Source organism: Streptomyces sp. SAT1 (assembly GCF_001654495.1).
Taxonomy (GTDB): domain Bacteria; phylum Actinomycetota; class Actinomycetes; order Streptomycetales; family Streptomycetaceae; genus Streptomyces; species Streptomyces andamanensis.
This window is the reverse complement of record NZ_CP015849.1, coordinates 1,853,534-1,874,514: the sequence shown is the minus strand read 5'-3', so window position 1 is coordinate 1,874,514 and position 20,981 is coordinate 1,853,534. Positions and strand designations below refer to the sequence as shown.

Sequence of the window (20,981 nt, the reverse complement as noted above, 5' to 3'; positions counted from 1 at the left end):
CGCCGTGCGCATCGCAGTCACCGGCTCCATCGCCACCGACCACCTCATGACCTTCCCCGGCCGTTTCGCCGACCAGCTCGTCGCGGACCAGCTGCACACGGTCTCGCTCTCCTTCCTGGTCGACCAGCTGGACGTGCGGCGCGGAGGCGTCGGCGCCAACATCGCCTTCGGCATGGGCCAGCTCGGCACCGGCCCGGTGCTGGTCGGCGCCGCCGGATCCGACTTCGGCGAGTACCGCGCCTGGCTGGACCGGCACGGCGTCGACACCGCCTCGGTCCGCATCTCCGAGACCCTGCACACCGCCCGCTTCGTGTGCACCACCGACGCCGACCACAACCAGATCGGCTCCTTCTACACCGGCGCGATGAGCGAGGCCCGCCTCATCGAGCTGAAGACCGTCGCGGACCGCGTCGGCGGCCTCGACCTGGTGCTGATCGGCGCCGACGACCCGGAGGCCATGCTCCGGCACACCGAGGAGTGCCGCTCGCGCTCCATCCCCTTCGCCGCCGACTTCTCCCAGCAGATCGCCCGGATGGACGGCGACGAGATCCGGATACTGCTGGACGGCGCCACGTACCTGTTCTCGAACGAGTACGAGAAGGGCCTCATCGAGACCAAGACCGGCTGGAGCGACGCCGAGATCCTGGACCGCGTCGGCCACCGGGTGACCACCCTCGGCGCGCGCGGCGTGCGGATCGAGCGCACCGGCGAGGACCCGATCGAGGTCGGCTGCGCGGACGAGGAGCGCAAGGCCGACCCCACCGGCGTGGGCGACGCCTTCCGCGCCGGATTCCTGTCCGGTCTCGCCTGGGGCGTCTCCCTGGAGCGCGCCGCCCAGGTCGGCTGCATGCTGGCGACCCTGGTCATCGAGACCGTGGGCACCCAGGAGTACCAGCTGCGCCGGGGCCACTTCATGGAGCGCTTCACCAAGGCGTACGGCGACGAGGCGGCCGGCGAGGTCCGCACCCACCTGGCCTGACCGCACCCACCTCGCCTGACCGCACCCGCGCCGGTCCGCCCGCGCGGCGGACAGCCCGTCAGGAGACCCGGCGGACGACGTAGGCCGAGCCCTCGTCCGCCGGCTCCTCGCCGGCGTACTCCTGCCCTCGCATCTCGCACCACGCCGGGATGTCCAGACGCGCGGCCTCGTCGTCCGAGAGGACCCGGACCGTGCCGCCGACCGGCACGTCCCCGATGACCTTCGCCAGCTCGATGACGGGGATCGGGCAGCGCCTGCCGAGCGTGTCGAGGACCAGCTCCCCGGCAGGGGCCTCTTCTCCGGCACGGGTCCCTTCCGCGGCACGGCCCCCTTCCGCGGCACGCGCGCCCGGCGCCTCCCGCGGCCCCGGCCCCGGCGCCTGCGCCTGCGGCACCGCCCCCAGCTTCTCCCGTACGCCCGCCACCACGCCCGGCAGCACCGACAGGAAACGCTCGACGTCCTCGGCCGCCGTCCCGGCGGGCAGCGACACCCGCACGTTGCCCTCGCTCAGCACCCCCATCGCCCGCAGCACATGACTCGGGGTCAGCGTGCTGCTGGTGCAGGAGGAGCCCGAGGAGACGGAGAAGCCCTCCCGGTCCAGCTCGTGCAGCAGCGTCTCCCCGTCGACATAGAGACAGGAGAAGGTGACGATCCCCGGCAGCCGGCGCACCGGGTCGCCCACCACCTCCACGTCCGGCACCAGTTCCGGCACCCGCGCCCTGATCCGCTCGGTCAGCTCCCGCAGCCGTACCGCCTCGGCCGCCGCCTCGGCCCGCACCGCCCGCAACGAGGCGGCCGCCGCCACGATCGCCGGCAGGTTCTCGAATCCGGCCGCCCGGCCCGACTCCCGCTCGTCGGCCGGTTCCCGCGGGGCGAACCGCACGCCCTTGCGCACCACCAGCAGCCCGGTCCCGGACGGCCCGCCCCACTTGTGGGCGCTCGCCGTCAGCAGCGACCAGTCGCCGCCGACCGGCCCCCAGCCGAGCGACTGCGCCGCGTCCACCAGCAGCGGCACCCCCGCGGCGCGGCACACCTCGGCCACCTCTGCGACCGGCTGCTCGGTGCCCACCTCGTGGTTGGCCGACTGGAGGCACGCCAGCGCGGTGTCCGGGCCGAGCGCCGCCGCGTAGGAACCGGCGCTCACCGCGCCGTGCCGGTCGACCGCGACCCGGCCGACCGTCCCGCCCCCCGCCTCGTGGACCTCCGCCGAATGGAGCACCGAGGAGTGTTCGACCGCTGACACGATCAGGTGACGTCCGACCCGGCGCCGCCCGGCCAGCGCCCCCGCGACGCCGGTGTGCACGGCCCGGGTGCCGGACGAGGTGAACACCAGCTCGTCGGCCCGGCATCCCACCGCCTCCGCCGCCGCCTGGCGCGCCGCGTCCAGCAGCAGCCGCGCGCGCCTCCCCTCCTTGTAGAGCCGTGCGGGATCGGCCCACCCCTCGTCGAGCGCGGCGAGCAGGGCCTGACGGGCGACGGGGTGCAGGGGGGCGGCGGAAGCGGCGTCGAAGTAGGGCACGGGTTCACGCTAAGCGCCCCGCCGGGCGCCGGGGAACCGCGGGGCGGCACCACGGCCGCCCCGCGCCCACCATGGAACGCCCGCCTCGCCCGTACCGGGCCGCGCCCACCACGGAGCGCCCGCCTCGCCCGTACCGCCCTGCGCCCACCACGAAGCGCCCGCCTCGCCCGCACCGGCCCGCGCCCGCCGTCGGACCGTCGTGCCGGTGCGGAACACCCGCCTCCGCCCCGACCGGTCCCCGCCTGTCCCGCGCCACCCGCGCCCGCTGCCGCGTCACCGCACCCGCCACACCGCACCCGCCACACCGCACCCCCACCTCCGCCCGCCTCGCTCGCCCCGCACCCGCCCCGCCCGCCCCGCACCCGCCACGAACGGCCTACGCCCGCCCGGTTGGGCACCCCGGTGCGCGCCCGGCACGCCCCGGCGAAGCGCCCCACTTCAGGGCATCCCACCCGTCGGCGTGACCCGCGGCGCGTTGGGCCCCCCTCCCCGCGACCCGCCGGAAGGCGTCCAGTAGGGTTTGGTCCGCATAAACATCCAAACCCCTGCCCGACGCAGGGCGGCGACCGACCAGCGAGAAGGCAGGCCGCAGCCAACCGCGCGGGCGAGACTCTCGGGAAGGCGCTACGTGAGTCCCAACGGCTCCGACCGCTCGCCGCGGCGCCCGATGCGGCGGAAGCTGCTGCAGGCACTGACTGCGGGCCTGGTCCTGGCGACCGCAACCGGTTGCACATACAAGGACTTCCCCCGGCTGGGTATGCCCACCCCGGTCACGGAAGAGGCTCCGCGGATCCTCTCCCTGTGGCAGGGGTCCTGGGCCGCCGCGATCGCGGTCGGCGTGCTGGTGTGGGGTCTGATCCTGTGGAGTGCTTTCTTCCACCGGCGCAGCCGCACCAAGGTCGAGGTACCTCCGCAGACCCGGTACAACATGCCCATCGAGGCCCTGTACACGGTGGTCCCGCTCATCATCGTCTCGGTGCTCTTCTACTTCACGGCCCGCGACGAGTCGAAGCTTCTCGACGAATCGAAGAAGCCCGACGTCACGGTCAACGTGGTCGGCTACCAGTGGAGCTGGGCCTTCAACTACGTCACGCCGGTCGCCGGTTCGGCGGGTGACGCGAAGACCGACAAGAACCTGACGGCCATTCCGGACCGGTTCAAGAAGGACTTCCCGGCCGCCGCCGGCGGTGTCTACGACTACGGCACCCCGGGCACCCGGAACCCGCAGACCGGCAACCCGGGCCCGACCCTGTGGCTGCCGAAGGGCAAGACCGTCCGCTTCATCCTCACCTCGCGGGACGTGAACCACTCCTTCTGGGTGATCCCGTTCCTGATGAAGATGGACGTCATCCCCGGCCACACCAACTCCTTCCAGGTGACCCCCTCCCAGGAGGGCACCTTCAAGGGCAAGTGCGCCGAGCTCTGCGGCCAGGACCACTCCCGGATGCTGTTCAACGTGAAGGTCGTCTCGCCGGAGCGTTACGAGCAGCACCTCAAGGACCTCGCTAAGAAGGGGCAGACCGGTTACGTTCCCGCCGGCATCGCGCAGACGAGCCACGAGAAGAACCGGGAGACGAACAACCTGTGAGCATCCTCAACGAACCTCAGGGTGCCGCGGCGGCTGCGGGCTCATACGAGAGCGAGCTGCCGGTCCGGCGCAAGCAACCCGGCAACGTCGTGGTGAAGTGGCTGACGACCACCGACCACAAGACGATCGGCACGCTCTACCTGGTGACGTCGTTCGCGTTCTTCTGCATCGGTGGCGTCATGGCGCTGCTGATGCGTGCCGAGCTGGCCCGTCCGGGCCTCCAGCTCATGTCGAACGAGCAGTTCAACCAGGCGTTCACGATGCACGGCACGATCATGCTGCTGATGTTCGCGACGCCGCTGTTCGCCGGCTTCACGAACTGGATCATGCCGCTCCAGATCGGCGCGCCGGACGTGGCCTTCCCGCGGCTGAACATGTTCGCCTACTGGCTCTACCTGTTCGGCTCGCTCATCGCGGTGGGAGGCTTCCTCACCCCGCAGGGCGCGGCCGACTTCGGCTGGTTCGCCTACGCGCCGCTCTCCGACGCGGTGCACTCGCCGGGTATCGGCGGCGACATGTGGATCATGGGTCTGGCCTTCTCCGGCTTCGGCACGATCCTCGGCTCGGTCAACTTCATCACCACGATCATCTGCATGCGCGCGCCCGGCATGACCATGTTCCGCATGCCGATCTTCGTGTGGAACGTGCTGCTGACCGCGGTGCTGGTCCTGCTCGCCTTCCCGGTGCTGGCCGCCGCGCTGTTCGCCCTGGAGGCGGACCGCAAGTTCGGTGCGCACATCTTCGACGCGGCCAACGGCGGAGCACTGCTGTGGCAACACCTCTTCTGGTTCTTCGGCCATCCAGAGGTGTACATCATCGCCCTGCCGTTCTTCGGCATCATCAGTGAGGTCATCCCGGTCTTCTCCCGCAAGCCGATGTTCGGCTACATGGGTCTGATCGGCGCCACGATCTCCATCGCGGGCCTCTCCGTGACGGTGTGGGCGCACCACATGTACGTCACCGGCGGTGTGCTGCTGCCGTTCTTCTCCTTCATGACCTTCCTGATCGCGGTACCGACCGGTGTGAAGTTCTTCAACTGGATCGGCACCATGTGGAAGGGCAGTCTCTCCTTCGAGACCCCCATGCTGTGGGCGACCGGCTTCCTGATCACCTTCACCTTCGGTGGTCTGACCGGTGTCATCCTGGCCGCGCCGCCGCTGGACTTCCACATCTCCGACTCGTACTTCGTGGTGGCCCACTTCCACTACGTCGTCTTCGGCACGGTCGTCTTCGCGATGTTCTCCGGCTTCCACTTCTGGTGGCCGAAGTTCACCGGCAAGATGCTGGACGAGCGCCTGGGCAAGATGACCTTCTGGATGCTGTTCATCGGCTTCCACGGCACCTTCCTCGTACAGCACTGGCTGGGCACCGAGGGCATGCCGCGACGCATCCCGGACTATCTGGCGGCGGACGGCTTCACCGCGCTGAACACGGTGTCGACGATCTTCTCCTTCCTGCTCGGCCTGTCGATCCTGCCGTTCTTCTACAACGTGTGGAAGACGGCCAAGTACGGCAAGCCGGTCAACATGGACGACCCGTGGGGCTACGGCCGCTCCCTGGAGTGGGCGACGTCCTGCCCGCCGCCGCGGCACAACTTCCTCACCCTGCCGCGGATCCGCAGTGAATCCCCGGCGTTCGACCTGCACCACCCGGAGATCGCCGCGCTGGACCAGCTGGAGAACGCCGGTCACGGCGGGTCCGAGAAGGCTGCCGTCGCCGGCGGCAAGGAGGCCGGCAAGTGAAGATCCAGGGCAAGATGTTCATCTGGCTGAGCGTCTTCCTGCTCGTCATGGCGATCGTCTATGGCGTGTGGTCGAAGGAGCCGGCCGGTACCACGGCGCTCTTCCTCTCGTTCGGCCTGAGCATCATGGTCGGCTTCTACCTCGGCTTCACGGCCAAGCGGGTCGACGCCGGCGCTCAGGACGACAAGGAGGCCGATGTCGCGGACGACGCCGGCGAGCTGGGCTTCTTCAGCCCGCACAGCTGGCAGCCGCTCGCGCTCGGCGTCGGTGGCGCGCTGGCCTTCCTGGGCGTGGCCCTGGGCTGGTGGCTGCTGTACTTCGGCGCGCCGATCATCCTGATCGGTCTGTTCGGCTGGGTCTTCGAGTACTACCGCGGTGAGAACCGCACCCAGTAGCACACGGCGCACTTCGGGGAACCCGGGCACTCCATCGAACGAGTGTCCGGGTTCCCTCTTTTTGTCGTACCGGTGTCCCCCGGACGGACGATCCACCGTGCCGGAGTTGACGGGGCTCCTTAGCGTGCTGCCATGAGCACCGAACTGTTCTCCCGGGGCGCAAAGGCCGGTCTCAGCTGCACTGCGCTGGTGGTCGCCCTCGGCGCGGGCGTCACCGCCTGCGGCGCGGACGACAACCCGCTGGCCGCCGACCCGTACGACGCGGCGGATCAGATCACCTTCAGCGGGCCCACCGAGGCCGGCAAGAAGGCCGACCCGGACAAGCCCCTGGTGGTCACCGCCACGGGCTCCGGCGGACACCTCACGGACGTCAGCGCCGAGGACGCCACCGGACGGCACGTCGCGGGCGAACTCGCCGCCGACGGCAGCCGCTGGCACAGCACCTCACCGCTGGCCGCCGGCGCCCACTACACGCTCACGGTCCGCACCGAGAACGACGACGGCGCACCCGGCCGCAAGGTCCTCACCTTCGACACCAGCAAGCCCGCGACCACCCGGCGCCTGAACATCGAGTTCGGCCCGGAGGCGGGCACCTACGGCGTCGGCGAGCCCATCGTGGCCGAACTCGACCAGCCCGTGAAGGACAAGGCGCAGCGCGCCATCGTGGAGCGCGGCCTCCAGGTGCGCTCCACGCCCGCCGTGCAGGGCTCCTGGTACTGGGTGGACGACAAGCAGCTCCACTACCGGCCCCGCGACTACTGGCCCGCGAACGCCACCGTCGAGGTGCGCAGCACCCTGGAGGACATCCGGATCGCCGACGGGCTCTACGGCGGCAGCGCCAAGCCGCTGACCATCACCACCGGGGACCGTGTCGTCGCCGTCACCGACGCGGCCACGCACCGGCTGACGGTGTACCGCAACGACGAGAAGATCAAGGAGATCCCGGTCACCACCGGCAAGCCCGGCTTCGAGACCCGCAACGGCGTCAAGGTGGTCCTCGCCAAGCAGTACTTCGTGCGGATGAAGAGCTCCACCGTCGGCATCGCCGCGGGCTCGACGGACTCGTACGACCTGCCGGTCTACTACGCCACCCGGGTGACCTGGAGCGGTGAGTTCGTGCACGCCGCGCCCTGGTCGATCGGCTCCCAGGGCATCGCCAACGTCAGCCACGGCTGCACCGGCATGAGCACCCCGAACGCCAAGTGGTTCTTCGACAACATCCACGAGGGCGACGTGGTCCAGGTCGTCAACTCCAAGGGCGATCCCATGGAGCTGTTCGACAACGGCTACGGCGACTGGAACCTGTCCTGGCAGAAGTGGCTCCAGGGCAGCGCCCTGAGCAGCGGCCCGCAGGCCGCCACCCCGCAGGCGGACCAGTCCAGGCTGCGCCCGCAGAGCCTCTGAGCGGCCGCACGAGGGCCTGCCCCGGGGCGGGCCGCAGCCAGCCGGCCGCGGCCCGCCCCGGGCGCTCAGGCGACGAGCGCCCTGCGGCGCAGCAGCGAGGCCAGCGCGCCGGCGAACTCCACCGGGTCCACCGGCAGGGTCACGGCCGCGTCCGCCCGGCTCCAGGTGGCCAGCCAGGCGTCCTGGGGCCGCCCGATGAGCAGCAGCACCGGCGGGCAGCGGAAGACCTCGTCCTTGATCTGGCGGCACATCCCCATGCCGCCCATCGGGACGGACTCGCCGTCCAGGACGCAGACGTCGATCCCGCCCCTGTCCAGCTCGGCGAGGACCGCCGCCGGCGTCGCGCACTCCACGAACTCCACGAGGGGCGCGTCCTGGGCCGGACGCCGGCCGGTGGCCAGCCGCACCTGCTCCCGGGTGTTGGCGTCGTCGCTGTAGACCAGCACCGTGGCGGTCGCCTGCATTGTTCCTCCACGCATCTTGACTCGAGAAGACACAGCAATGTTCGGGAACTTCCGGGTACCGATGGCGCGGATGCTACTCCCTCGTCCACCCCGCGGACACCGCCTTGAACACCCCTTCGATGGGCCATACGGGCTGGACACACCCCACAGACACTCCGAACGGCACCCCCCGGAGTGAGGGCGGGATAAGCGACCGACATAATGTCGGTCGTGGCGACAGCAACGACAGTAGAAACCGGGCACGCGCACCCGTCGGTCAACCGGCCGAACCTCACCAGCGTCGGAACCATCATCTGGCTGAGTTCCGAGCTGATGTTCTTCGCGGCCCTCTTCGCGATGTACTTCACCCTGCGATCGGTGACGGGTCCGGCGCACTGGAAGGAGATGGCGGACAGTCTCAACGTCCCCTTCTCGTCGGTGAACACCACGATCCTGGTGCTCTCCTCGCTCACCTGCCAGCTCGGCGTCTTCGCCGCCGAGCGCGGTGACGTGAAGAAGCTCCGGGGCTGGTTCATCGTCACCTTCATCATGGGTGCGATCTTCATCGGCGGTCAGATCTACGAGTACACGAGCCTGGTGCAGGAGGAGGGGCTCTCCCTCTCCTCCGACCCGTACGGCTCGGTGTTCTATCTGACCACCGGCTTCCACGGCCTGCACGTGACAGGCGGTCTCATCGCCTTCCTGCTGGTCCTCGGCCGCACCTACGCGGCCAAGAGGTTCACCCACGAGCAGGCGACCGCGGCCATCGTCGTGTCCTACTACTGGCACTTCGTCGATGTCGTCTGGATCGGCCTCTTCGCCACGATCTACCTGATCAAGTAGCCGACGAACCGATCCCAGTCCGCAAAGCATCGACGCAGAAGATCCTGACACCGGGGTAATCCGTGAAAAAGCTCTCCGCACGACGACGCCATCCGCTGGCGGCGGTCGTCGTCCTCCTTCTCGCGCTGGCGGCCACGGGGGGGCTGTACACCGCGTTCGCGCCCGCGAGCAAGGCGAAGGCCGACGAGTCGGCTCAGTCCCTCACCATCGAGGAGGGCAAGAAGCTCTACCAGGTCGGCTGCGCAAGCTGCCACGGCACCGGTGGTCAGGGCACCACTGACGGTCCGTCCCTGGTGGGCGTGGGCGCCGCGGCAGTCGACTTCCAGGTGGGCACCGGCCGTATGCCGGCCCAGCAGCCCGGCGCGCAGGTCCCGCGCAAGAAGGTCATCTACACCCAGGCCGAGATCGACCAGCTGGCGGCCTACATCGCCTCCCTGGGCGCCGGCCCGGCCGTGCCGACGACGAACCAGTACAGCCCGGAGGGCGCGGACATCGCCAAGGGCGGTGAGCTGTTCCGCACCAACTGCGCCCAGTGCCACAACTTCACCGGCAAGGGCGGTGCGCTCACGCACGGCAAGTTCGCCCCGGACCTCGAGGGTGTCGACCCGAAGCACATCTACGAGGCCATGCAGACCGGCCCGCAGAACATGCCCTCCTTCCCCGACACGACCCTGTCGGAGAAGAACAAGAAGGACATCATCGCGTACCTGAACGCGGTCAACAGCGACAACTCGGACAACCCCGGCGGTCTCGAACTGGGTGGCCTCGGGCCGGTCAGCGAGGGTCTGTTCGCGTGGATCTTCGGACTGGGCGCGCTGGTCGCCGTCGCCGTGTGGGTCGCCGCTCGGACCGCAAAGGCCAAGAAGTCATGAGTACCCAAGACATCCCAGAAGAGAACCTGCCTGCTGAGCAGGGCGCGGCGCACGGCGCCGCAGAGGTCGCGGACGACAGGAACCCGTTCGCCGACCCGGGCCTGCCGCCCCACGAGCACCGGATCCAGGACGTCGACGAGCAGGCCGCCCGCCGGTCCGAGCGCGTCGTCGCCATGCTGTTCACGGTCTCCATGCTGGCCACCGCGGGCTTCATCGCCTCGTACGTGACCATCCCGAACGACAAGTCGGTCTACGTCTTCCCGCTCGGGCACATCAGCGCGATCAACTTCGCGCTGGGTCTGACGCTGGGCGTGGCGCTGTTCTGCATCGGCGCGGGCGCGGTCCACTGGGCCCGCACGCTGATGTCGGACGCCGAGGTCGCCGACGAGCGTCACCCGATCGAGGCGTCCCCCGAGGTCCGCGCGAAGGTCCACGCCGACTTCAAGCAGGGTGCCAAGGAGTCCGCGATCGGCCGCCGGCCGCTGATCCGCAACACCATGCTGGGCGCGCTCACCCTGGTGCCGCTGTCCGGTGTGTTCCTGCTGCGCGACCTGGGCCCGCTGCCCAAGGAGACGCTGCGGCACACCCTGTGGGCCAAGGGCAAGCGCCTGGTCAACATGAACACCAACCAGCCGCTGCGTCCCGAGGACGTCATCGTCGGTTCGCTCACCTTCGCCAAGCCCGAGGGCCTGGAGGAGACGGACGAGGACTTCCAGACCGAGATCGGCAAGGCCGCCCTGATGATCGTCCGGCTCCAGCCGGACAACATCAAGGACAAGCGCGAGCTGGACTGGTCGTACCAGGGCGTCGTGGCCTACTCGAAGATCTGCACCCACGTCGGTTGCCCGATCTCCCTGTACGAGCAGCAGACGCACCACGTGCTGTGCCCGTGCCACCAGTCCACCTTCGACCTCTCCGACGGTGCCCGAGTCATCTTCGGCCCGGCCGGTCACGCCCTGCCGCAGCTGCGCATCGGCGTGGACAGCGAGGGGTACCTCGAAGCGCTCGGCGACTTCGAGGAGCCCGTCGGTCCTGCATTCTGGGAGCGCGGATGAGTACTGCAGCAAGCAACGAGCCGAACCGCTCGCGCGGTAAGGCACCGGCCGGCGAGAAGCTCGCCGACTGGGCCGACGGCCGGCTGGGCATCTACAGCCTGGCCAAGGCCAACATGCGCAAGATCTTCCCCGACCACTGGTCGTTCATGCTGGGTGAGGTCTGCCTCTACAGCTTCCTGATCATCATCCTCACGGGTGTGTATCTGACGCTGTTCTTCCACCCGTCGATGAACGAGGTGGTGTACCACGGCAGCTACGTCCCGCTCCAGGGACAGCTGATGAGTGAAGCGTTCAACTCGACCATGCACATCTCCTTCGAGGTGCGCGGTGGTCTGCTCATCCGGCAGATCCACCACTGGGCGGCGCTGATCTTCCTCGCCGGCATGTTCGTGCACATGATGCGCGTGTTCTTCACCGGCGCGTTCCGCAAGCCGCGTGAGATCAACTGGATGTTCGGCTTCCTGCTGTTCGTCCTGGGCATGTTCACCGGTTTCACCGGCTACTCGCTCCCGGACGACCTGCTGTCCGGCACCGGTGTCCGCTTCATGGAGGGCGCGATCCTGTCCGTGCCGATCGTCGGCACGTACGTCTCGTACTTCCTCTTCGGCGGCGAGTTCCCCGGCCACGACTTCGTGGCCCGGTTCTACTCGATCCACATCCTGCTGCTGCCGGGCATCATGCTCGGCCTGGTCGTCGGCCACCTGATCCTGGTCTTCTACCACAAGCACACGCAGTTCGCGGGCCCCGGCAAGACGAACAACAACGTCGTCGGCATGCCGCTGCTGCCGGTCTACATGGCCAAGGCCGGAGGCTTCTTCTTCCTGGTCTTCGGTGCCATCGCGGCCGTCGCGGCGATCGCGCAGATCAACCCGATCTGGGCCATCGGCCCCTACCGGCCGGACCAGGTGTCCACCGGCGCCCAGCCCGACTGGTACATGGGCATGGCCGAGGGCCTGATCCGCGCGATGCCCGGCTGGGAGATCAACTTCTGGGGCCACACGCTGGTCCTGGGCGTGTTCATCCCGCTGGTGCTCTTCGGTGTGGTCCTCATCGCCCTCGCGGTGTACCCGTTCATCGAGTCCTGGGTCACCGGCGACAAGCGCGAGCACCACATCCTGGACCGCCCGCGCAACGTCCCGACCCGCACCGCCTTCGGCGCCGCGTGGATCGCCTGGTACTTCGTGCTGCTGGTCGGCGGTGGAAACGACCTGTGGGCCACCCACTTCCACCTGTCGATCAACGCCATCACCTGGTTCGTGCGGATCGCGTTCTTCGTGGTCCCGGTCATCACCTTCGTGATCACCAAGCGGATCTGCCTCGGCCTCCAGCGCCGGGACAAGGAGAAGGTGCTGCACGGCCGCGAGTCCGGCATCATCAAGCGCCTGCCGCACGGTGAGTTCATCGAGGTCCACGAGCCGCTCAGCCAGGAGCAGCTGTACACCCTCACCGCCCACCACCAGTACGAGCCGGCCGAGATCGGCCCGACGGTGGACGAGAACGGTGTCGAGCGCAAGGTCGGCGGTACGGAGAAGCTGCGCGCCAAGCTCAGCAACGCGTACTACGGCGAGGACAACCAGATCTCGAAGCCGACCGTCGAGGAGTACAAGGAGATCACGAGCGGCCACGGCCACCACTGATCACTGACCCCTGAGCGTCGCCACGCCAGGCCGGAGGGCCCCGTCCGAACCCCGGACGGGGCCCTCCGCCGTCCCCCGCGCTGGATAGGGTGGATGCCGATACGAGAGGTAGCGTCCCGGAGCCCGGGACACCGAATCAGGAGCGGCTTATGAGCGCTGTGACCCCCGCTGGAGGCGACACCGCGGCGGGCCGTTCCTGGCCCGTCCTGCTGAACGGCCTGCTGGACCGCCGCGACCTCACCGCCGACGACACCGCCTGGGCCATGGACCGGATCATGGGCGGCGAGGCGACCGACGCCCAGATCGCCGGCTTCGCGGTGGCGCTGCGCGCCAAGGGCGCCACCGTCGCGGAGATCACCGGCCTGGTGCGCACGATGTACGAGCACGCCAATGTGATCCAGGTGCCCGGCGCCACCGTCGACATCGTCGGCACCGGCGGCGACGGCGCCAAGACGGTGAACATCTCCACCATGTCCTCGATCGTGGTGGCCGGCACCGGCGCCAAGGTCGTCAAGCACGGCAACCGGGCCGCGTCCTCCGCCTCCGGCGCCTCCGACGTGCTGGAGAAGCTGGGCGTCAACCTCGATCTGACGCCTCGCCGGGTGGCGGAGGTCGCCGAGGAAGCCGGGATCACCTTCTGCTTCGCGGTGAAGTTCCACCCGGCGCTGCGCCATGTGGGCGCGGCCCGCGGCCAGCTGGGCATCCGCACGGTGTTCAACCTGCTGGGCCCGCTGACCAACCCGGCCCAGGTGAAGGCGCAGGCGGTCGGCGTGGCCGTGGCGCACGAGGCGCCCATCGTGGCGGGCGTCTTCGCCGAGCGCGGCAACTCCTCGCTGGTCTTCCGGGGCGATGACGGCCTGGACGAGCTGACCACCACGGCCACCTCGCGGGTCTGGGTGGTGCACGAGGGCACGGTCACCGAGGAGCGCTTCGACCCCCGCGACGTCGGCCTCGACCTGGTGCCGGTGGAGGCGCTGCGCGGCGCCGACGCCTCCTACAACGCGGAGGTGGCCCGCCGGCTGCTGGACGGCGAGCACGGCCCCGTACGGGACGCGGTGCTGCTGAACTCGGCGGCGGCCCTGGTCGCCCTTGAACCGGGCTCCGGGACGCTGGCGGAGCGGATCAGGGCCGGCATGGCGCGGGCCGCCGAGTCGATCGACTCCGGGGCGGCCCGGGGCACGCTGGAGCGCTGGGTGGCCGCCAGCAACGCCTGAGCGCCCCCGCGGTGCGCGTCCGCACGGCGCGAGGTGACGCGAGGCGCGGTCCACGATCCGGACCGCGCCTTGCGCACAGAAGATCGTGTGGCAGGATGGCACCAGGTCATGAGTGACAGCCATGTGGCCCCGGCCGGCTGTCCGGCAACCCTCCGTCCGTGGCGGGGTGCCCCGGGTGAAGACCAGGTCGTAGGCAGCGAGGTCTACGGCAAGCGCGGACCCCTCGCGCGCTTCCCAGGGAAGTGCGGGGCCAGGGGTCCTGGTCGGTCGAGGGAGCCTTCCGTGAGCAAGCGAATGCGTTAGGGCGTCGAGCCCCGCCTCCGCACACCCACTTCACCCTTCCGCGCCGAAGCCCCGTGCCGGGCTCGCGCGGTCGGTTCACCCTGCCTTCACGGGAGTTCCCCCATGTCTGTCTCCACCGCTGCCGCCGACCAGTCCGTCTGCGCCCCGCTGCCCGTTCTGGGCCGGGATGTCACCGTGCCGCTCGTCACCGGCGGCGAGGTCACCTACGCCGCCCTCGACTACGCGGCCAGCGCCCCCGCGCTCCAGCGGGTCTGGGACGACGTGGCCGCCTACGCGCCGTACTACGGCAGCGTGCACCGCGGCGCCGGCTACCTCTCCCAGCTCTCCACCGACCTGTTCGAGAACGCCCGGCGCACCGTCGCCGAGTTCCTGGACTGCCGCGCGGACGACCAGGTGGTGTTCACCCGGTCCACCACCGACTCGCTGAACCTGCTGGCCCGGGTGGTCCCGGCCGACTGCCGGGTGTTCGTCTTCGAGACCGAGCACCACGCCTCGCTGCTGCCCTGGCGCGACGCCCAGGTGACCTGCCTGAACGCCCCGCGCACCCCGGAGCAGGCCGTCGCCACCCTGGAGCGGGCGCTGGCCGACCGCGAGCCCTACGGCCCTGCCCTGGTCTGCGTCACCGGCGCCTCCAACGTCACCGGCGAACTGTGGCCGGTACGGGAACTGGCCGCCGCCGCCCACGCGCACGGCGCCCGGATCGTGCTGGACGCCGCCCAACTCGCCCCGCACCACCCGGTGTCCGTCAAGGACCTCGGCGTCGACTGGGTCGCCTTCTCCGGGCACAAGCTGTACGCCCCCTTCGGCTCCGGCGTGCTGGCCGGGCGCGCCGACTGGCTGCGCGAGGCCGAGCCCTACCTCGCGGGCGGCGGCGCCAGCCGCCGGGTGTCCCGCCGCGCCGACGGGGGAGTGGACGTGGAGTGGCACGACAGCGCCGCCCGCCACGAGGCCGGCTCGCCCAACGTCATCGGCGCCTACTCCATCGCGGCGGCCTGCAAGGCGCTGACCGAAGCCGGGTTCGACACGCTGGTCGCCCGCGAGCAGCACCTCATCGACAGGGTCCGGGAGGGCCTGGCCGCGGTTCCGCAGGTGCGGGTGCTCTCCCTGTTCGGGGACGACGCCCCGCGGGTCGGCGTGATCTCGTTCGTCGTCGAGGGCTGGAACAGCTCGCACTTCGCCGCCGCGCTCTCCGCCGAGTACGGCATCGGCGTCCGCGACGGGCTCTTCTGCGCCCACCCGCTGGTGCGCACCCTGCTCGGCAGCGACCCGCAGACCCAGGGTGAGTGCGGCGCCCCCGAGGCCGCGCCCGGCGAGAAGTCCCTCAACGCGATCCGTGTCAGCTTCGGCGCGGGCACCCCCGACGAGCATGTGGAGCGCTTCGTGACGGCGGTGCGCGAGCTGGTCAGCGACGGCGCCAAGTGGCGCTACCGCACGGAGGACGGCCGCTGCGTCCCGGCGGTGTGAACCCCGCGGCCCCCGAGGCGGCGGACCGGCCGGAGGTCAGGAGTCCAGACCGATGGCGAACGCCGCCTCCAGGTCGTGCTGCGAGTACGTGCGGAACGCCACGTGGGTGTCCGTCGCCTCCACCCCGGGGATCTTGCTGATCCGGCCCGGGATGATCTCCGCCAGGTCCTCGTGCCGGCCCACCCGCACCATGGCGATCAGGTCGTAGGTGCCGGTGACGGAGAAGACCTCGCTGACGCTCTCCAGCGAGGCGATCCGCTCGGCGATCTCGGGGATCCGGTCCACGCTGGTCTTGATGAGGACGATCGCGGTGATCACGGCTGGTTCTCTCCCTCGGGGGCCGGAGCGGGGCTGACCTTCACTCTAGCCGTGCGCCCGTGGCCGGCCCACGCGCAGCCGAAGCCGAGGCCGAAGCCGATGACATGGGCCAGGTACGCCACGCCCGGCCCGTCGCCGGCCCGGCCCGCGGCCAGCCACTGCAGGGCCGCCCAGAAGGGCAGCACCACCCAGGCGGGCAGGCGCAGCGGCAGGAAGAACAGGAACGGCAGCAGGCTGGTCACCCGGGCCCGCGGGAACAGGTACAGGAAGGCGCCGAGCACCGCCGAGATCGCCCCCGACGCCCCGACCAGGGTCTGGCCGGAGTCCGCGTGCGCGGCGGCGTACCCGAGCAGGGCCAGATAGCCGCAGCCCAGGTAGAACAGGGTGAAGCGGACCCGGCCCAGGCGCTGCTCGGTCATCGCGCCGAAGACGTGCAGGAAGAGCATGTTGCCGAGCAGATGGACCCAGCTGCCGTGCACGAACAGGGCCGTGGCCGGGGTGAGCGCCGCCCGCGGGGAGCCCGAGAACAGGTCGGCGGGGACCACGCCCCAGCGCCGGAAGTACGCCTGCTGGGCGAGGAGCAGCCCGTGCCCGGTGCCGTAGGAGGGGATCAGGCCGGAGGCCGGACTCATCGCGAAGACCAGGCAGCACAGGGCGAGCATCGCACTTGTCACCGGCGCGCGCGTGGTCCGTACCGCCCGCAGGGCCCGGAGGACTCGGGCGGGCACCGCGTTCCTGGAGCTGGTCATGTGCACAGAGCATGGCGTAACGGGACGCATCCGCACAGAGCGCCTCGCCGCCGTGGACAGCCGGGCGCCGAGTGGCTCCCAGGCCGTAGGGTTACGGCCGACGCTCCGGGGACACCGGCGCGGCACGGTCCCGGAAGGAAAGTGAGCAGCCACGATGACGGTTCCCCTGCCGACCGCCACGACGCGGTGGCGCTGCACGCTGTGCGGCAACCTCACCCGTTTCGACGTGACGCGCTCGTCGAAGACCGTCGAGTACGTCCACCTCGACCTGGCCGGTGAGCCCACGGTCGAGGAGCGCGAGGTCGTCAGTGAGACCATCGAGTCGGTGCGCTGCCGCTGGTGCAACGCCGTGGACAAGGTGGAACTCGTGGACAGGCCGGGCGCCGGCTCCTGAGCGGAGCGGGCCCCGCACAGGTGGTCCCCGCGGGGATCCCGTGACGCATTGGGGTGACGGATGGCGCAGACACAAGGCGGGGAGCCGGGCGACGGCGCCGCTGAGGTGCTGGACCGTCCGCTGCCCGACGGCGTACGGCGCCGGGTCGTGCAGATCGTGGCCGACGCCTTCGGGCAACTGACCGTCGGTGAGCTGCCCGCGCAGCTGCGCCAGTACGCCCGGTTCGCGCCCAACCGCCGCGCCAAGTTCGCGGGCAACGCGATGGCGGCGGCGCTGGAGACCGACCCGCTGTTCCGGCAGCGGGTCGGGGAGAAGTTCCGCGAGGCGCAGGGCGAGCTGTGCGGGGCCCTGGACTCCGGCGCGCCGCCGCCGGCCGCCGACCCGCTCGACGTGGCCGCCGCCGCCTATGTGCTGCGCCCCGCGGGCTGGGTGAAGCTGGTGACCGCGGCCGGCGAGGAGGCGCTGCGGGCGCACGCCGAGCGCGTCGACGAGGAGAGCCGGGCCGAACTGGAGCGGCTGCGCGAGCAGCTCGCCGGGGCCCGCGAGCAGACCCGCGCCGAGACCGAGCGCCTGCGCGCCGAACTGGACGCGGTCCGCCGGGAGACCGAGGCGCTGCACCGCAAGCTGCGCGCCGCGCTCAGCGACGTCAAGCGCGGCGAGGCGGCGCTGCGCAAGGCGCGCGGTGAGACGGAGAGCGTGCGCGCCGAGGGGCAGGTGCAGATCTCGGCCGCCGAGAGCGAGAACCGGCGCCTCAAGGCCCGGCTGGGCGAGGCGGAGGCGGCCCTGGAGGCCACCCGCAAGGCGGCGCGCGAGGGCCGCAGCGTCGAGGACATGCGGGTGCGGCTGCTCCTGGACACCGTGCTGGAGGCGGCGCAGGGGCTGCGGCGCGAACTCGCGCTGCCCCCGGTGTCCGTACGGCCGGCCGAGACCGTGGACGCGGTGGAGCCGGGCCGGATGACGCCGAAGGACATCGCCGCGCGGGCGCTGTCCGAGCACGACCCGGCGATCCTGGACCAGTTGCTGGCGCTGCCGCAGGCGCATCTGGTCGTCGACGGCTACAACGTCACCAAGACCGGCTATCCGCAGATGCCGCTGGAGAAGCAGCGGCTGCGCCTGCTCGGGCAGCTCTCGCAGCTCGCCGCGCAGACCGGCGCCGAGGTCACCTGTGTCTTCGACGGCGCGGAACTGGCGGCGCCGGTGCTGCTCGCGCCGCCGCGCGGGGTGCGGGTGCTGTTCTCCAAGCCGGGCGTCACCGCCGACGAGCTGATCCGCCAGCTGGTGCGGGCCGAGCCGCCGGGCCGGCCGGTCATCGTCGCCTCGACCGACCGCGAGGTGGCCGACGGCGTCGCCAGGGCGGGGGCGCGGCCGGTGGCGTCGGCGATGCTCCTGAAGCGCCTGTTCCGCGGCTGAAAGCGTCTGTGGCGCGGTCGATTCCGGACATAAGCTGATCTCCTGCTCATTCGTAACAGGGAGGTTTAATGCCCGAATTGACGGAACCGTCACGCGACGTAGCGTCAACCGCGCCTCACCCCAGGTGAGTTCCTGGCAAAGAATGCGGTGCGTGACGGGTTTTCTTGTCGGTAGGATTTGAATTCATCACGATGAGGTCACTAGGGTCTGGCTTCGAACCTCCGAGCGGGTGATCACTCACAAGAAGGAGCTCGCTTCCGTGGCGTCCCACCGTCGACCCAAACAGCCCAGCCGTGCCCGGGTGACCATGCTCACCACCGCGGCAGCCGCCGCCGTCGCGATCAGCGCGCAGTCGGCCAACGCGGCACCGAGCGAGAAGCCCAGCAAGGACGAGGTCAAGTCCAAGGTCGACACGCTCTACGAGCAGGCGGAGCAGGCCACCGAGAAGTACAACGGGGCCAAGGAGAAGCAGGAGAAGCTCCAGAAGGAGATCTCCACCATCCAGGACAACGTCGCCCGCGGCCAGCAGGACCTCAACAAGCTGCGCGACGGCCTCGGTTCGATGGCAGCAGGCCAGTACCGCAGCGGCGGCATCGACCCCTCCCTCCAGCTCTTCCTCTCGTCCCACCCGGACGAGTACCTGGACAAGGCCGCCACCCTCAGCCAGGTCAGCGGGCAGCAGGCCGATTCCCTGAAGAAGATCCAGGACAAGCAGCGCCAGCTCGCCCAGCAGCGCGCCGAGGCCACCGGCAAGCTCAAGGACCTCTCCGCCACCCGTACCGAACTGGGCAACAAGAAGAAGGAAGTCCAGAGCAAGCTGGCCGAGGCGCAGAAGCTCCTCAACACCCTGACCGCGCAGGAGAAGCAGCAGCTCGCCCAGGCCGAGCAGTCCCGCGCCACCCGCGGCACCGAGCGCGTCTCCATGGGCAAGGTATCGCCCGGCAGCGGCCACGCGGGCGCCGCCTTCTCCGCCGCCCAGAGCGTGATCGGCAGCCCCTACGTCTACGGCGCCACCGGCCCGTCCTCCTTCGACTGCTCGGGCCTGACCTCCTGGGCCTACGCCCAGGCCGGCGTCACCATCCCGCGCACCTCCGAGGCCCAGGCCAACGCCGGCCAGCGCATCTACTCGCAGAGCCAGCTCCAGGTCGGCGACCTGGTGCTCTTCTACGGCGACCTGCACCACGTCGGCCTGTACGCGGGCAAGGGCATGGTCCTGCACGCCCCGCACACCGGCGCCAACGTGCGCTACGAGTCGATCGGCAACATGCCCTTCCAGTTCGGCGTCCGCATCTGAGTCCGAACCGGCTCCACCGGCACGCCGTCACACCGCCCGAACGGGCGAATCGCATCAACGCACGCTGACCCCGCGCCCCGCCCCTGACCTGTGTCGGAGGCGGGGCGCCGTGTCGTACGCCCGCCGAGGTCTTTGGCCGGTGCGTGCCGACGCGGCTACTGTCGGCCGCGTTTCCCCCACCGCCGTGGCGCACCGCGCCGCACCCGCGGCCCGAGGGGAGACCGTCCGTGCTGACCAGTGGAGGGAGTTCGGCTTCCCGTGGGGTCCCATCGCCGTCTTGCACCGTCCGGTCCCGACCGGGGCACCGGTGCCGCCCGTGCCGCCGTCACCGTGCTGTCCGCCGCCGCCGCGGCCCTGGGCGCGCTGCCGGCCGCCGCCCCGGCCGCCGCCGCACCGCACGGCGGGACCCGGGCCGAGGTGGACCGCCTCTACCACGAGGCGGAGAAGGCGACCGAGGACTACGACCGGGCCGACGAACGCGCCGACGCGCTGCGCCGCCAGGTGCACGACGCCCAGGACCGCATCGCCCGCCGGCAGCAGCGCGTCAACACCCTGCGCGAGTCGATCGGTTCGGTGGCCGGCGCGCAGTACCGCTCCGGCGGCATCGACCCGTCCCTCGCCCTGCTGTTCTCCCGCGACCCGGCCGAGTACCTGGACCGGGCGAGCACCCTGGACCGGATCAGCGCGCACCAGGCCGGCGAACTCCAGGCGCTGCGCCAGGCGCTGCGCTCGCTCGCCCAGCAGCGCGCCGAGGCCACCGGCGCCCTCGCCGAACTGGAGAAGAGCCGCACCGCCGTCGCCGCCCACAAGCACACCGTGGAACGGAAACTGGCCCAGGCCCGGCGGCTGCTGAACTCCCTCAGCCGCGCCGAGCGCGACGCCTACACCCGCACCTCCCGCTCCGGCCGCGACGACCTCCTGTCCGGGCCGGACGCCGGCCCGGCCGCCTCCGGGCGCGCCGCCGCCGCCCTCGCCGCCGCCCGCTCCGCGCTCGGCCGCCCCTATGTGTGGGGCGCCAACGGCCCTTCGGGCTTCGACTGCTCGGGCCTCATGCAGTGGGCGTACGCACAGGCCGGGGTGCATCTGCCGCGCACCTCGCAGGAGCAGCGCTACGCCGGCCGGCAGATCCCGCTCTCCCAGGCCCGGCCCGGCGACCTCGTCGTCTACCGCTCCGACGCCAGCCACGTGGCCATGTACGTCGGCGGCGGCCGGGTGATCCACGCCCCGCACCCGGGCGCCCCCGTGCGCTACGACCCCGTGAACATGCTGCCGATCTCCTCGGTCACCAGGGTCTGACGGCGCCCCGGCGCCGCCGTACGATCGGGCAATGGCCGGGCGCGGACGGGTACGGGGAAGAA

At 70.8% G+C, this 20,981-nt stretch carries 19 protein-coding genes and 1 riboswitch; of the genes, 15 read left to right on the top strand and 4 right to left on the bottom strand.

The features are described from left to right. The first annotated feature begins 4 nt into the window (after positions 1-4). Positions 5-979, top strand: a complete 975-nt coding sequence (locus A8713_RS08200) for a carbohydrate kinase family protein (protein WP_064532646.1) — start codon at positions 5-7, stop codon at positions 977-979. A gap of 58 nt (positions 980-1,037) precedes the next feature. Here the strand turns inward: A8713_RS08200 and A8713_RS08195 are convergent, their stop codons facing one another. Next, on the bottom strand, positions 1,038-2,498 hold the full coding sequence (locus tag A8713_RS08195; RefSeq protein WP_064532644.1) for a cysteine desulfurase/sulfurtransferase TusA family protein: 1,461 nt from the start codon (positions 2,496-2,498) through the stop codon (positions 1,038-1,040). A gap of 628 nt (positions 2,499-3,126) precedes the next feature. On the opposite strand from A8713_RS08195, the gene ctaC reads away from it, so the two are divergent. The 4 genes from ctaC to A8713_RS08175 all read left to right on the top strand — a co-directional run bounded on the left by ctaC (position 3,127) and on the right by A8713_RS08175 (position 7,627). Continuing rightward, positions 3,127-4,086 (top strand): aa3-type cytochrome oxidase subunit II, encoded by a 960-nt coding sequence (gene ctaC, locus A8713_RS08190; RefSeq protein ID WP_064532642.1) that lies wholly within the window; start codon positions 3,127-3,129, stop codon positions 4,084-4,086. After that, positions 4,083-5,828: an aa3-type cytochrome oxidase subunit I gene (gene ctaD / locus A8713_RS08185; RefSeq protein ID WP_018567410.1), complete on the top strand. Its 1,746-nt coding sequence runs from the start codon at positions 4,083-4,085 to the stop codon at positions 5,826-5,828. The genes ctaC and ctaD overlap by 4 nt, the downstream gene beginning before the upstream one ends. Then, a complete protein-coding gene (locus A8713_RS08180) occupies positions 5,825-6,223 on the top strand; it encodes a cytochrome c oxidase subunit 4 (protein ID WP_018567411.1) in 399 nt (132 codons plus the stop codon). Before ctaD ends, A8713_RS08180 begins: the two co-directional genes overlap by 4 nt. Positions 6,224-6,355: 132 nt before the next feature. Beyond that, positions 6,356-7,627, top strand: a complete 1,272-nt coding sequence (locus tag A8713_RS08175; RefSeq protein WP_064532640.1) for a L,D-transpeptidase — start codon at positions 6,356-6,358, stop codon at positions 7,625-7,627. 65 nt (positions 7,628-7,692) lie between these two features. Here the strand turns inward: A8713_RS08175 and A8713_RS08170 are convergent, their stop codons facing one another. After that, a complete protein-coding gene (locus tag A8713_RS08170; RefSeq protein WP_064532638.1) occupies positions 7,693-8,091 on the bottom strand; it encodes a hypothetical protein in 399 nt (132 codons plus the stop codon). Positions 8,092-8,292: 201 nt separating this feature from the next. Here A8713_RS08170 and ctaE point away from each other — a divergent pair, with 201 nt between their 5' ends. The 6 genes from ctaE (at position 8,293) to A8713_RS08140 (ending at position 15,458) form a co-directional block, all read left to right on the top strand. Further along, positions 8,293-8,913: an aa3-type cytochrome oxidase subunit III gene (gene ctaE, locus A8713_RS08165; RefSeq protein WP_064532637.1), complete on the top strand. Its 621-nt coding sequence runs from the start codon at positions 8,293-8,295 to the stop codon at positions 8,911-8,913. A 62-nt stretch (positions 8,914-8,975) separates the two neighbouring features. Next, complete coding sequence (qcrC, locus tag A8713_RS08160) at positions 8,976-9,785, top strand: cytochrome bc1 complex diheme cytochrome c subunit (protein WP_018567415.1); 810 nt, start codon at positions 8,976-8,978, stop codon at positions 9,783-9,785. Further along, positions 9,782-10,840: a cytochrome bc1 complex Rieske iron-sulfur subunit gene (gene qcrA, locus A8713_RS08155; protein WP_064532635.1), complete on the top strand. Its 1,059-nt coding sequence runs from the start codon at positions 9,782-9,784 to the stop codon at positions 10,838-10,840. The genes qcrC and qcrA overlap by 4 nt, the downstream gene beginning before the upstream one ends. Next, a complete protein-coding gene (gene qcrB, locus A8713_RS08150) occupies positions 10,837-12,477 on the top strand; it encodes a cytochrome bc1 complex cytochrome b subunit (protein WP_064532633.1) in 1,641 nt (546 codons plus the stop codon). The genes qcrA and qcrB overlap by 4 nt, the downstream gene beginning before the upstream one ends. A 149-nt stretch (positions 12,478-12,626) precedes the next feature. Next, positions 12,627-13,691, top strand: a complete 1,065-nt coding sequence (gene trpD / locus A8713_RS08145; protein ID WP_064532631.1) for an anthranilate phosphoribosyltransferase — start codon at positions 12,627-12,629, stop codon at positions 13,689-13,691. 104 nt (positions 13,692-13,795) lie between these two features. Further along, a riboswitch (SAM riboswitch) is annotated at positions 13,796-13,912 on the top strand. A 184-nt stretch (positions 13,913-14,096) separates the two neighbouring features. After that, the gene (locus A8713_RS08140; RefSeq protein ID WP_064532630.1) at positions 14,097-15,458 is read left to right on the top strand and encodes an aminotransferase class V-fold PLP-dependent enzyme; all 1,362 of its coding nucleotides are present in this window, start codon (positions 14,097-14,099) and stop codon (positions 15,456-15,458) included. Between the two features lie 36 nt (positions 15,459-15,494). Here A8713_RS08140 and A8713_RS08135 read toward each other — a convergent pair whose 3' ends face one another. Both A8713_RS08135 and A8713_RS08130 read right to left on the bottom strand, forming a co-directional pair. Further along, a complete protein-coding gene (locus A8713_RS08135; protein ID WP_018567420.1) occupies positions 15,495-15,776 on the bottom strand; it encodes an Lrp/AsnC family transcriptional regulator in 282 nt (93 codons plus the stop codon). Beyond that, complete coding sequence (locus tag A8713_RS08130) at positions 15,773-16,525, bottom strand: rhomboid family intramembrane serine protease (protein WP_079158874.1); 753 nt, start codon at positions 16,523-16,525, stop codon at positions 15,773-15,775. The genes A8713_RS08135 and A8713_RS08130 overlap by 4 nt, the downstream gene beginning before the upstream one ends. A gap of 154 nt (positions 16,526-16,679) precedes the next feature. Here A8713_RS08130 and A8713_RS08125 point away from each other — a divergent pair, with 154 nt between their 5' ends. From A8713_RS08125 to A8713_RS08110, 4 genes are all read left to right on the top strand, one after another. Continuing rightward, positions 16,680-16,919: a hypothetical protein gene (locus A8713_RS08125; RefSeq protein ID WP_064532628.1), complete on the top strand. Its 240-nt coding sequence runs from the start codon at positions 16,680-16,682 to the stop codon at positions 16,917-16,919. A 60-nt stretch (positions 16,920-16,979) separates the two neighbouring features. Beyond that, positions 16,980-18,329: an NYN domain-containing protein gene (locus A8713_RS08120; RefSeq protein ID WP_064532626.1), complete on the top strand. Its 1,350-nt coding sequence runs from the start codon at positions 16,980-16,982 to the stop codon at positions 18,327-18,329. Between the two features lie 259 nt (positions 18,330-18,588). After that, positions 18,589-19,623, top strand: a complete 1,035-nt coding sequence (locus tag A8713_RS08115) for a C40 family peptidase (RefSeq protein WP_064532624.1) — start codon at positions 18,589-18,591, stop codon at positions 19,621-19,623. A gap of 258 nt (positions 19,624-19,881) precedes the next feature. Then, entirely contained in the window at positions 19,882-20,919 is a 1,038-nt protein-coding gene (locus tag A8713_RS08110) for a C40 family peptidase (protein ID WP_064532621.1), read from the top strand. Positions 20,920-20,981: the final 62 nt, after the last annotated feature.

What these genes read in the sequence shown, in the direction of transcription:
- qcrA (WP_064532635.1), top strand. Translation starts at nt 9,782, where the DNA reads ATGAGTACCCAAGACATCCCAGAAGAGAACCTGCCTGCTGAGCAGGGC.
- qcrB (WP_064532633.1), top strand. Translation starts at nt 10,837, where the DNA reads ATGAGTACTGCAGCAAGCAACGAGCCGAACCGCTCGCGCGGTAAGGCA.
- ctaE (WP_064532637.1), top strand. Translation starts at nt 8,293, where the DNA reads ATGTCGGTCGTGGCGACAGCAACGACAGTAGAAACCGGGCACGCGCAC.
- A8713_RS08140 (WP_064532630.1), top strand. Translation starts at nt 14,097, where the DNA reads ATGTCTGTCTCCACCGCTGCCGCCGACCAGTCCGTCTGCGCCCCGCTG.
- A8713_RS08125 (WP_064532628.1), top strand. Translation starts at nt 16,680, where the DNA reads ATGACGGTTCCCCTGCCGACCGCCACGACGCGGTGGCGCTGCACGCTG.
- A8713_RS08170 (WP_064532638.1), bottom strand. Translation starts at nt 8,091, where the DNA reads ATGCAGGCGACCGCCACGGTGCTGGTCTACAGCGACGACGCCAACACC.
- A8713_RS08120 (WP_064532626.1), top strand. Translation starts at nt 16,980, where the DNA reads ATGGCGCAGACACAAGGCGGGGAGCCGGGCGACGGCGCCGCTGAGGTG.
- A8713_RS08175 (WP_064532640.1), top strand. Translation starts at nt 6,356, where the DNA reads ATGAGCACCGAACTGTTCTCCCGGGGCGCAAAGGCCGGTCTCAGCTGC.
- A8713_RS08130 (WP_079158874.1), bottom strand. Translation starts at nt 16,525, where the DNA reads ATGACCAGCTCCAGGAACGCGGTGCCCGCCCGAGTCCTCCGGGCCCTG.
- trpD (WP_064532631.1), top strand. Translation starts at nt 12,627, where the DNA reads ATGAGCGCTGTGACCCCCGCTGGAGGCGACACCGCGGCGGGCCGTTCC.